This is a genomic window from Rugosimonospora africana (assembly GCF_016862975.1).
GTDB lineage: Bacteria > Actinomycetota > Actinomycetes > Mycobacteriales > Micromonosporaceae > Rugosimonospora > Rugosimonospora africana.
This window is the reverse complement of sequence record NZ_BONZ01000138.1, coordinates 1-12,011: the sequence shown is the minus strand read 5'-3', so window position 1 is coordinate 12,011 and position 12,011 is coordinate 1. Positions and strand designations below refer to the sequence as shown.

General features: G+C 70.3%; 6 protein-coding genes. 5 read left to right on the top strand and 1 reads right to left on the bottom strand.

Annotated features, from left to right (window positions below):
- The 4 genes from Raf01_RS48230 to Raf01_RS48215 all read left to right on the top strand — a co-directional run.
- Positions 1–353, top strand: a 353-nt coding sequence (locus Raf01_RS48230; protein ID WP_203924919.1) for a hypothetical protein, incomplete at its 5' end; no start/stop codon positions are given.
- A gap of 123 nt (positions 354–476) precedes the next feature.
- Positions 477–944 carry a YkgB family protein gene (locus Raf01_RS48225; RefSeq protein WP_203924918.1) on the top strand — a complete coding sequence of 156 codons (468 nt, stop codon included), beginning with the start codon at positions 477–479 and terminating at the stop codon, positions 942–944.
- Between the two features lie 198 nt (positions 945–1,142).
- Positions 1,143–1,547, top strand: coding sequence for a YybH family protein (locus tag Raf01_RS48220; protein WP_203924917.1), 405 nt, complete (start codon positions 1,143–1,145; stop codon positions 1,545–1,547).
- 655 nt (positions 1,548–2,202) lie between these two features.
- Entirely contained in the window at positions 2,203–5,478 is a 3,276-nt protein-coding gene (locus tag Raf01_RS48215) for an AfsR/SARP family transcriptional regulator (RefSeq protein WP_203924916.1), read from the top strand.
- A gap of 3 nt (positions 5,479–5,481) precedes the next feature.
- On the opposite strand, the gene Raf01_RS48210 is transcribed toward Raf01_RS48215, so the two are convergent.
- Positions 5,482–11,679 (bottom strand): RHS repeat domain-containing protein, encoded by a 6,198-nt coding sequence (locus Raf01_RS48210; protein ID WP_203924915.1) that lies wholly within the window; start codon positions 11,677–11,679, stop codon positions 5,482–5,484.
- A gap of 146 nt (positions 11,680–11,825) precedes the next feature.
- Between Raf01_RS48210 and Raf01_RS51185 the strand changes: the two genes are divergently transcribed.
- The coding region (locus Raf01_RS51185) for a helix-turn-helix domain-containing protein (RefSeq protein WP_373319799.1) at positions 11,826–12,011 on the top strand (186 nt) is incomplete at its 3' end.

The following is a 12,011-nucleotide window of genomic DNA, read 5'->3' as shown; positions in this document are numbered from 1 at the left end:
GTCTCGGCGACCGAGTCAGGGCACTAGATCTGTTCGAGCAGGGGTACGGGCAATTCATCGTCGACCCCTACACGATCACCCTGGAGTACAGCCCGACCGTGTTCCCCGACCACCCGCGCGCGGGTCCATTCACCGGCAACCTGGGCGGCTTCCTGACCAGTTGTCTGTATGGGCTAACCGGGCTGCACTTGATCGACGGTAGTCCGTCGACGTGGTTCCAACGGACCATCGCGCTACCCGAAGGGTGGGACGCCATCCACTCCGATAGCGTCTGGGTCCGCGGCCGGCCCATGACGCTGCACGCCGGTCACGGCGACCCACGCGGTCAGCTCAACGATGGCGATGATGGGTGATGAGAAACAGTTGCACCCAGATCCCAAGCTCAGCCAATCAAAAGACTTCGGCGACGGCGTACGCATGCGCCGGCACCGAACGGGGTAACGAGGCGGCTTGACCCAGCAACCTTGGAGCGGCTCATGCGAAGCGTGGGTAGACAAGCCGGCAGCCTGTCATCAGCGGGATTCACAATCCTGCGCTCAGCGCTGGTGGCGAACCTCATGTGGATCGGCGCATTGAAGTTCAAACGGTACGAGGTGGAAAATATCGAGCCGCTGGTCACGTCGAGTCCACTGCTGTCTCCGCTACGCCGGCGGCTGGGTCCGGAGAACCTTGCACGACTCATCGGCGTCACGGAATTGACGATCGGATCGCTGGTCGCCGCGAAACCGCTTGCGCCCAGGGCCTCGGCGGCTGGGAGTTTCGCAGCGGTGGGGATGTTCTTATCTACGCTCAGTTTTCTCCTCACAACGCCTGGCGCTCGGCAGGAGGGCGAGGGAGTCTTCAGCCCGTCTCTTGTCGGACAGTTCCTGGTGAAGGACAGCGTGCTACTTGGCGCCGCACTCGTGACGGCGGCGGATGCGCTGATGGCTGGGCAAGACCGGTAACGAGTGTTACCCATTCCGCGGGGCAACCTGGTCCTGCTGGACCCGATCGCGGTCGACACCGCCTGAGCGTAGGCAACGAGCGCGGTATCGCAACCGAGTGGCTTCCTGCTCGGCTCAGCGGATTCTCGTCCAGCTAGGTCATCACTCGGGCTATCGTGGGAGGCATAGCAGCTCAACAGAACGAACAGGGATACCGCGATGTCCGAGTCCTTCTCCCTTCCCACTGAACCCGAAGGCGTCGTCGCGTCGCTGGTTGAGCGATTCAATTCCGGCGAGGTCAGCGCCATGATGGCCCTGTACGAGCCGGACGCCGTGATGATCGCGAAAGACGGGCGTACCGTCACTGATCATGCTGAGATCGCTGCCCTACTCGAGCGCGATCTCAAGTACGGCCTGCCGCTGGAGGCCAAGGCGCGCCATGTGTTCGTTGCCGGCGACATCGCCCAGATCGTTTTGGACTGGTCAATCGATGGCACAGGTCCCGACGGCGAACACGTGCACCTCGGAGGCTCGGCAAGCGATGTCGCGCGCCGCGGCGCAGATGGACTCTGGCGGTACGTGATCGACAATGCTCTTGGGACGGCGGTGCGACAGCCCGCCTGACACGTACGCCACGCAGGATGCGTTGCGCACGCGCGGTGCACGATGGGGCCGCGGGGCCGTGTTCAGCCTTCGGCTCGACGCCCCACCCCAAACTGATCGGCTCGGTGAAGCGCGTGTGCCGGAGGTAGACCTCTGCCTCCGCCTGGGTGAAACCGGCCCCAGTGACGGAGGAACCCCACCACCCCGCCCCACGGGTGCGGTGGCAAGGACGCCCGGGAAGGGCGCTGTCAGATGAGTCGGCCAACACGACTTTGAGACAGACGTAACGGAGTACCGCCCGCCGCCACCCGCAACGGCCCCAGGATCTCGAAGCTTTTGGCCGCCCGGCACGCATCCGATGGCCGAAGACGTCCGCCAGTGGCTGACCGATCCGCATGACGACCGATCAGGGACGCAGACGTCGGCCGAATCGCTGCCGACCGTACTCCCGGGAAGCAATCAGAGACGCCGGCGACGCCCACCCAGCCAACACCCTCATCAGCCGCACAGACCGTGCCGGCCTGAGGTGCGCGTTCTACGGGCGGATGTCCACCAAAGAGTTCGGTAACCGGGTGACCGGGTCGTAGGTCACGCCGCGGGGCGATGCCCTGTCTCCCGTCGACGGTCGCCGATAAGCTGTATCGTCGCGCGCCGCTGTTCCAACGGGGGTACGAGCATGGTCGAAGCCGGGCAGGACCAGGCCGTCGAGTTCCGGATCCTGGGTACGGTCGAGGTGAGGATCGGCGGCGCACCGGTGCCCCTCAACAGCAAACAGCGCTCGCTGCTCGCGATGCTGCTGCTCAGCGCGAACCGCCCGGTACGCGCGGAGCGGTTGCCCGGCGCGCTGTGGGAGCCGCCGCTGCCGCACGCCGTCGACGTGCGGGTCCGCACGCTGGTATCGGAGTTGCGCCGGGCGTGCGCCGCGGCCGGGCCGCAGCTGATCGTGACCGGGTCGCGCGGGTACCTGCTGCGGATCGGGCCGGGCCAACTGGACCTCGACACCTTCGTGCACCGGGTCGACGAGGCCCGGCAGGCGTCGGCCGCCGGTCGGGTGGCCGTCGCGGCCGGCCTGTACGAGGATGCCCTCGCCTCGTGGAGCGGCGCCGCGCTCGGCGGTACCAGCGGCCCGTTCCTGCTCACCGAGGCGGTCCGGCTGGAGGAGATGCGGCGGGGAGTCGTCGAGGAGCACGCCGAGGCGATGCTGGCCGCGGGGCGGCACCGGGAACTGGTCGCCGAGCTGCGCGCCGTGGTCGCCGACCACCCGAGCCGGGAACGGCCGCACGCGCAGCTCATGGTCGCGCTGTACCGGTGCGGCCGGCGCAGCGAGTCGCTGGAGGTCTACCGGTCGCTGCGCGCGGCGCTCGTCGAGGAGTCGGGGCTCGAACCGACCCCGGAACTCCAGCGGCTGCACCAGCAGGTGCTGATGGCCGACCCGGCGCTCGAATGGCGCGCGCTGCCGCCGGCACGGCCGTCGCCCGTCGGGCCGTCCCGCCAATTGCCGGCCGAGAGCGGGCAGTTGGTGGGCCGGCGTGCCCAACTGGAGTCGCTGGACCAGCTCGCTGCGGCCGGTACCCGTCTGGTCCTGGTCGTCGGAGCCGCCGGCGTGGGCAAGACGGCACTGGTGGTGCACTGGGCGCACCGGTCGACGGCGCGGTTTCCGGACGGTCAGCTCTTCCTCGACCTGCGGGGCTTCGACCCCGCCGCGCCGATGGTGCCCAGCGACGCCCTGCCGCTGTTGCTGCGTGCCCTGGGCGTACCGGCCGGGGACATCCCGCTGTCCGTCGACGAGCAGGTCCTGCTGTACCGCTCGGTCGCGGCCGACCGCAGGATGCTGCTGGTCCTCGACAACGCGGCCGAAGCCGACCAGGTCCGGCCGCTGCTGCCCGGCAGCCCCGACTGCCTGGTCGTGCTCACCAGCCGGGACCGGCTGTCCGGCCTGGTCGCGCTGGACGGGGCGCGCCGGCTGGCGCTGGACGTGCTGTCCCCGCATGACGCGGTCGACATGCTGACCGGGACCGCCGGTACCGATCGGCACGACCGCGACGCGGAGGCGGCGGCCGAACTGGCCCGGCTGTGCGGGTACCTGCCGCTGGCCCTGCGCATCGCCGGTGCCCGGCTGGCCGACCAGCCCGATCACAGCATGCGGCGCCACGCCGACGAGCTGTTGGCCCACGGTCGCCTGGCCGGGCTGCGGCTCGACGGCGATCAGCGGGCCAACGTCCGGGCGGCGTTCGACCTGTCGTACCGGACCCTGCCGGCACTGGCGCGACGGATGTTCCGGCTGCTCGGTCTCGTACCGGCACCGGCCGGCCTGAGCCTGGCCGGCGCCTCGGCACTGGCCGCGGTCGACGCCGGGCAGGCCGAACGGTTGCGGGACACGCTGGCCCGGGTGCACCTGGTGACCGGTCGCGGGGACCGCTTCGCCTGCCACGATCTGCTGCGCGACTACGCGACCGAACTCGGCGGACAGGATCCGGCCGGTGAACGGGACGCGGCCATTGGCCGGCTGATGGCGTACTACCTGCACACCGTCGACAACGCGGCCGCGTCGGTGTTCGGGGCGACCGGGCGGCTGCCCCGGCCGCCCCTTCCACCGGGCGTACGCCCGACGACGTTCGCGGGCGTGACCGATGCCCGCACCTGGCTGTCCGACGAGTGGGACAACCTGATGGCCGCGTTCGGTCACGCCGCCGCCCACGGCCCTGACCCGTTGGTGTGGCACCTCGCCGACGGGCTGCGCCCGATCATGCGGCTCGGCGGGTCGATGCCCGAACTGCAGACCGTGGCGGAGACCGGGTTGGCCGCCGCGCAGCGGGCCGGCGACCCGGCCGGCGAGGGCGCGATGTGGCACCTGGTCGGGCAGGTGAGCTGGTTGCGCGCGGAGTTCCGGACGACGGTGGAGGCCGGTGAGCGGGCGCTGGCGCTGCACCGCCGGGCGAACTGGCGCCCCGGCGAGGCGATGACGCTGCGCGCGCTCGGCGGAGCGCTGCATTACCTGGGGCAGTCCCGGGCCGCGGCCGACCGGCTGATCGAGTCGCTGGCCATCGACCGGGAGATCGGTGACCGGACCAGTGAGGCGATCACCCTGGGCAATCTCGCCGCCCAGTTCTACGAATGCGGTGACCTGGCCGAGGCGATCCGGTACCACGAACTGGCCTGGCCGCTGCTGGTCGAGACCGGGCACCGGCACGGGCAGGCGATCGCCCTGTCGAACCTCGGCTTGTTGCGGCACGCGCAGGGCAGCCTGGACGAGGCGTTGGCGGTCGCGGAGCGCTCGCTCGCGGTGGCCCGGGAGGTGGGCTCGCACCACCAGGAGACCACGTCGGTGATGATCGTCGGTACGGTGCACTGCGACGCCGGTCGCTACGACGAGGCGCTGGCCTCCTACACGGCCGGCCTGGAACTGGCCGGGCGGATCGGTGACGCGCGGCTGGAAGGCTTCGGCGTCAACGGTCTGGCACGCGTCGACCTGCGGCGCGGCCGGGTGAACGAGGCGGTGACACGGCTGGAGGCCGCCCTGGCCGGCTCCGACGGCACCGACCACCAGCGCGGCCCGGTCGAGGGGATGTTCGTCCTGTCGGCCGGCTACGCCAGACAGCACCGGTACCGGGAAGCGTACGCGTGCGCCGAACGGATGCTGGCGCTGTCCGAGCGGTACCCGTACCGCATCCAGATCGCCCAGGCGCACCACGCCCTGGGCGCGGCATGCCTGGGACTCGGCGACCTCGATCGTGCCCTGATCCACGCCCAGCGGGCGCTGCGCGCGCAACGCCGCTCCGGCCAGCGGCTGGAGGCCGCGCGGACCCTGGTCACGCTCGGCCAGATCCAGCAGCACCGCGGGTCGTCGCGTTCGGCGCGATCGTGCTGGCAGCGCGCCCAGGCGATGTTCGACGAGGTCGGCTCGGCGGAGGCAAAGGACGGTTCCCTGCCTCCGCCGAGTCAGCTCGCGTGAGCCCTACATCCAGCCCCACCCGGTGTGGTCACGCACGATGCCGGCCTGGGCGTAGTTGACCGTTGCGAACAAACCCAGGTTGTTCGCGTTGGTCCCGCGGTTCGTGGCGGTGATTTCCTTCCTGATGTAGCCCGCGACCTTGTCGGCCCGCCGGGCGGCCCGGGTCTTCGGGAAGATCCACCGCGGCGGCCGCTTGGCCAGCAGGCGGTCGGCTTTGGCCGCGCTGCGGGCGGCCACCCGGCCGGCCTTCAGCGACGCGACACCGGGCACGACGCCCGCGATGTCGAGCGCCCCGGACAGATAGTTCCCGCTCCTGAAGTCCTTGTAGGCGTCGTAGGCTCCGCTGAACGCGGCCCCGACACCGCAGGCCACATCGACCCCGGGTACGAGCGCGCACGCACTCAACAGCGCGGTCCGGTTCTTGTTGACCCAGCTGGCCCCCTTCTTGACGACGTGGCCCGCCTTCTTCAGGCCGTGCGCGACGCAGCCGAAGAAGCCGTGGCAGCCGCTCTTCTTCTTGGCCTTCGCCTTCTTCTTCGGAGCCGGCTTGTGCGTGGTCTTCTTGCCCAGGTTGTTGCAGGCGCGCTGGTGTGAGGTGCACCAGCTCCAGTACTTGCGGAAGCTCGTGTCCTCCGCCTTCTTGCGCTTGACGTAGTAGGCGTGGTCCTTCTTGCTCTTGCAGTTGTTGTGGTAGTAGCAGTACGAGGCCAGATCCGGCGCCAGCCGGTTGCCGTCCGCGTCGCTGAACGTGATGGGGTTGCTGTTGCTGTACGTGTACCCGTTGATCTGCTGGGGATCGGTCGCGTCCAGCACCGGGTCGACCGAGACGAACCGGCCGATGTCCGGGTCGTAGTCGCGGGCGCCGAGTTCGGTCAGGCCGGTCGTGGCGTCGGCCGTACCGCCGACGAAGCCCTGGTCGTCCGGCCAACTCGTCGGGATCGTGCCGCGGCTGCCGCCGAACGGTGTCGTGTCCCGGCGGGTGTAGGTCAACGTGGCCGCGTCGACGTCGAGTTCGTTGGTGCCGTGGTCGTCGGCCAGCAGGTAGCTGAGCGTACCGGTCGACGAGCGTTCCACGGTGGCGTCGGGCACGTCGTACTGGCGGATGCCGGACAGCACGCCGGTACCGCGGTTCAGCGTGATCTGGTCGTCGCCGACGTACAGAGTGGTGCTGGTCGGGTCGCGGCGCAGCAGCCGGTCGCCGTCCACATCGTAGAGGAAACTGGTCGAGGCGCCGGCGACGGTGGACTTGGCGAGGCGCCCCTCGGCGTCCCACTCCAGCGTCTGGTTGCCGGCCGTGGTGACCCGACTGGTCGTGTCGCCGGCCGGATCGTAACCGTAGGTGTCGGTACGGGAGGTCCCGCCGGTGCTGACCACCGAGGTCAGGGTGTGCGGCTGGGGCTGCCCCGCGTTGGGGTAGTGGTAGGTGCGCGTCACGTCGCCGCCGCCGGTGGTGGCGTGGCGCACCTCGGTGTGCCGGTTGCCGGCCGCGTCATAGGTGAAGCTCTGCCAGTACGGTGCCGCGCCGCCCACGGTCGTGGTGCTCGGCCCGGCCGCGCAGGCTCCCGTGGTCGTCCACGCGTCGGTCAGCCGCCGCTGGAAGTCGTACCGGAAGCACTGGTCGTCCACGGAGGTGGCGTCGTTGCGATCGTCTCTGATCCCGGTGACGTTGCCCGCCGGGTCGTAGGTGTAGGTGTGCTTGTCCAGCGTCTGGGGCGCGGTGCGCTGGCGGTTGTCGGTGACCGTGGCCAACCGGCGGGTGGCGTCGTCGTACGTGAGGGTGCGCACCATCAGGTTGCCGGTGGTCCCCAGGTCCACCTCGGTCGGCTCGCCGTACGGCGAGTACTGCGTCCCGTTGAGGAACGTGGTCTGCCCGTTGTCCACAGTGGAGGGAAGCCCGTCACTGGTGTACGTGTGCTTGACCGTCTCGGCGGGCAGCCCGGCCACCGCCGGGTAGGTCGTCGTGTCCAGCAGCCCGGTCAGGGTGTACGTGTAACCCATCGTGTACGTGCCGGCCAGCGCCTGCTCGCCGGACACTGACGGGACCGTGACCGAGCTGCCGCTCTGCCGGCCCGCCGCGTCGTACCCGGTGACCGCGGTCGTGTACGCGCTGCCGTCCGGGGCGTAGCGGATGGTGCTGGCCGGCATGCCGAGCCCGCCGGCGACGGTGTCGTACGTCCACTCGGCCAGTTTCGTGCCGGTGCTCGTACCCTGCCGCTCGGTGGTCTTGCGGTCCAGCTTGTCGTAGGTGTAGGCGAGCGTCGTGCCCCGGCTGTCGGTGGTGCCGGTCGTGCGCCCGGCGTCGTCGTAGGTCGTGGTGCTGGTGCCGGAGTCGGGGTCCGACGCGCTGGTCTGCTGGCCCTGCAGGTCGTAGCCGTAGCGCCAGGTGTTGCCGGCGGGGTCGACGACCTGCGTCAGGTTCCCGTCGTTGTCATAGGTGTACTGGGTGTCGTCGTAGGTACTGGCCGGCGCGGTGAAGCTGGGCGTACCGCTGGAGAACTGGCGCAGCTCGACCGTGTTGTCGGAGGCGTCGGTGATGCTCAGCGTGGGGGTGCCGCCGGCCGGCGGGATGGTCGCCGTCCAGTTGCCGCCGTACGAGGTGGTGGTGTGCCACTGCTCGACACCGTGCGACAGCAGCGTCGAGAGGGTGACCCGGTCCTCGCCGTCGTAGGTCGACACGGTCTGCGCCGGCACATCGGTGTCAGCGGCGCCGAACAGGGTGCCGGTCGGGGCGGCCGAGTTCCAGTACTCGGCGTTGGTCTTCCAGTCCCGGCCGTGCGAATCGTAGAAGGTGTCCTGGATGACCCGGCCGCCGCCGTGCGCCGCGGTCTGGGTCTGCCGCTCCCGCAACTGCCCGTCGTAGATGGTCAGGCTGGTGTGGTACGAGCCGTTGTCCTGCAACGTGTTCGTAGTGACGACGGTCGGCGCCGTCCTGGGCATCGAGTACGAGTAGGTCTCGCTCGCGCTCAGCGTCTTCGCCCGACCGGGCAGCCACACCGCGGTCTGGCGGCCCAGCGCGTCGAAGTCGGAGTAGGTCACCCGCCCGTTGGCGTCGGTGGAAACGGTGGTCTGCCCCCGGGTGTTGAGCGTTTCGGTGGTCGCCCGGCCCATCGGGTCGGTCACCGTCCGGCTGGTCGGGGCGGCGCCGGTGGCCGGGGTGTACGCGGTGGTCGTGGTGTCGTTGACCTCGTCGGTGCTGGAGACCTCGCGGTCGTAGACGTCGTAGCTGGTCGTGGTGGCGACGTAGACCGGCGTGGTACCGGAGAAGCGGTTCAGCGTCTCCGACCTCGTCTCGTGCGCCTGGCCGGCCTTCGGCGCCACGCCCAGTGCCTGGCTGTCGTAGTAGGTCCGGTCCTCGGAGCGGATGTTCGCCGACGACGGAGTCACCGCACAGGTGCCGGCCACGGTCTGGTCGTCCGCGACGTAGGACAGCTGCCAGTTGGTGGTGTCCCGGGCGGTGTACGTCGTCCGTTCACACGTCTCATCGCCGGTGACCGCGGTGTCGCCCTGGTCCTCGTCGGTAAGCTCCAGCCCGTCGGAGTTGTAGGTGTGCTGCTCGACGGTGCGCCGCCAGGCCGTACCGGTGGTGGTGCTGACCAGTTCGCGCGTGCGGGTCGCCGCCTCGTCGACGAACCGGGCGACCAGCGCCGGCAGGCCAGTGCGGGCGTGGGTGGCGGTGGGATCGGACAGCCACGGGTCGGTGACCGTCGCGGAGTCGACGCTGCCGCCGTCCCCGGTGTACGTGATGGACTCGCGTTCCATCCCGGCCAGCGCGTCGGCGTCGGTGACCGCGTTGCCCTCGGAGTCGGCGACGGTCACGTGCCGGGTACTGCCGTCCGGCAGGATGTCGCCGTCCATGCCGCGGAAGTAGCTGGTGTCGGTCATCGAGGCCGCGCTGGCGCCCTCCCGCACCCGTACCGTGGCGAAGCCGCGGAAGACGTTCCAGCCGCGGTGCTTGTCGAGGGTGAACTCCGAGTCGTCCCGGCGCCACGCGGCCCCGCCATACTCGTAGGAGCTCACCTGGTCGGCGGAGCCGGAGCCGGCGACATTGTCGTGCACGACCACCTGCTTCACCGGGTACCGCAGAAACCAGTCCTGTACCGGCGCGCTGTACCCGTCCGGCGTCCACCACATGGGGAAGCATGCCGTGGTGTTGGTGCCCTGGTCCGGCAGCGTGGTGTACGTGCAGTCCGGATCGCGGTAGGTGACCAGGGTGTCCGCGCCCGTCTCGTTGCTGACCCGGGTGATCCGGTACTTGTGCAGCGGCGGGCGGCCCTCGTCCGAGTCGATCCGGTTGTCCTTCGCCGTGCCGCCGAAGTCCACCTTCGGCATGGCCAGGGCGGTACCGGCCTGGCCGGTGCGGGTGATGGTGGACAGCCACAGCGACGGGCTGGTGTTGTCGCCGGTACCGGGGAACTGCTGGGTCAGCGCCCAGGAGTCCACATTGGAGTACGCGGTGCCGACCAGCACCTGGGTGGCGATCGAGGTCAGGCGCTTGCGGCTCCAGAACGTCGGGCCGGTGTTCAGGCACTTGGCGTTCAGCGTGCAGGACTGGTCGAACGGGGTGTCCGGCCAGTTCGCCGCGTGCGCGGTGTCGAAGGTGGTGCAGGTGGCCAGGCAGCGCTCGCTCACCCCGAAGCTCACCTTCGCCGGTGCCTGCGCGGCGTACACCTGGCCGGCCCGGTGACCGTACTCGATGGTGGTCAGGTACCCGGCGCGTACGTAGCTCGCGGTCGCCGTGGTCGCGTTGTTCTTCGCGTACGCGTTGGTCTCCTTGGTGTAGAAGAAGGCCATCGCGTCGCCGTGCGGGTCGACGACGTAGTCCAGCTGCCAGCGCCACGCCTGGTCGCAGGAAGAGGCGGCGAACGTGCTGGCGTGGCACGGCTCACCGCTGTGGTTGCCGAACACCGGCACGGTGTCGGTGGACGCGGTCTCGGTCTTTCCGGTGGTCCAGCCAGGCAGCCGGTTCTTGCCGAACCAGTACTGCGTGCCGTCGTCAGTGGTGACCCGCCAGTACTCGTTGTCGTTGTCGCCGTTGGCGGTGTCGGTCGAGGTGCCGTTGAGGTGCTCCACCCGGGAACCGTCGTCGTCGGCCAGCCGCCAGACCCCGGTGGTGTCGTCCTTGACCAGGGTGGTGGACTTGCCGCCCAGCTGCATCGTGGCGTTGTCGGTCTTCCAGCACAGGTCGCCGGTCTTGACGGTGTTGTTGGCACCGGTACCCATGTCATCGGTGCAGGAGGCGTACTGCCGCTCGATGTAGCCCGGGTCGTAGTCCCAGCCCTCACCGATCCACGACGGCTGGTTGTTGGTGACCGCGGTGCGCCCGTCCACTGACGCCGACGAGTAGTCCAGGCTGATGTCCGGTTCCAGGTCGCCCGGTACCGGCGGCGTGTCGATGTCGTAGGACCAGGTGAACGCGCCCGAATCGCCGCCCTCCGCCCAGTGCCCGGACGGGGCCAGCGAGGTCGCCGAGTAGCTGCCCGCCGAGCCTGCCGGCGCCGCGGTCGCGGCCAGCACCGTCGCCCCGGCCCCGGCGTCACCGGCGACGTCCACGTCGGCGGACAGCGTCGAAGTGACCGTGTCGTTCGTGGTGGGCACCGGCGTCTCGGTCCGGCACTCGGGGGCGTCCGGCATGCTCATCGCGCACGCGGGCAGCCGCACCAGGCGCAGCCGTGAGCCCCAGTCCGCACCGTACGCGCCCCGGAAGCCGGAGTAGTCCAGCTGGAGGCTCGTACGGCCGACGCCGGTCGCGCCATCGTCACGGGCGACCGACAGCAGCACGCCGGTCACCCCAGCGCGCTGCGTGGTGGCGCGGTCGGCAACCGTGACCGCAAGGCGCCCCGGCGTACCCGCGGCGGCCGGCGCCGCCGCACCCGCGGCGGGCTTGGCCCGGGCGACCCGGACCGGCAGCGTGCCGGCGCGGGCCGGCGCGGCGCCCGCGGCCGGCACCGCGACCTGCGCGCTGCCGGCAGCCGGCCAGGTCACGGCCGGCGACCCGGACCACGGGTGCTGGTCGGACTGGCTGCTCGGACGGGTCTTGTCCGGGGCCACGGCACTGCCGGACACCGAACGCTCCTTCTGGAGCGCGGGCAGGTGGAAGCCGGGGGACGCGGCGGCGATCGTCGGTACGTCCAGCAGGCTCGCGACGAGCGCCGCGGACAGCGCCACGATCAGCACGCCGGCGCGGCGGGACACACGGGTCATCGGATTCCTTCCGTGGATACTCCGGCCTTCAGGCCGGGGAGGAGACGGAACGCTTGCGGAGCAGGGCCGGGATAGCTGATCCGCCGCCAAGGCGGACAGGCGTCTACCCGCGGGCGTCCGCATGGTTCACACACGATCCTGCTAGCGTGTGGGCCGTGGCCAGGACGGTGAAGCGGGCGTTCAAGTACCGCTTCTACCCGACCGACGCGCAGGCCGATCAGCTTGCCCGGACGTTCGGCTGTGTCCGGAAGGTCTACAACCTGGCCCTCGCGGCTCGCACCGAGGCGTGGACGCTGCGGCAGGAACGCGTCAACTACAACACCACATCGGCC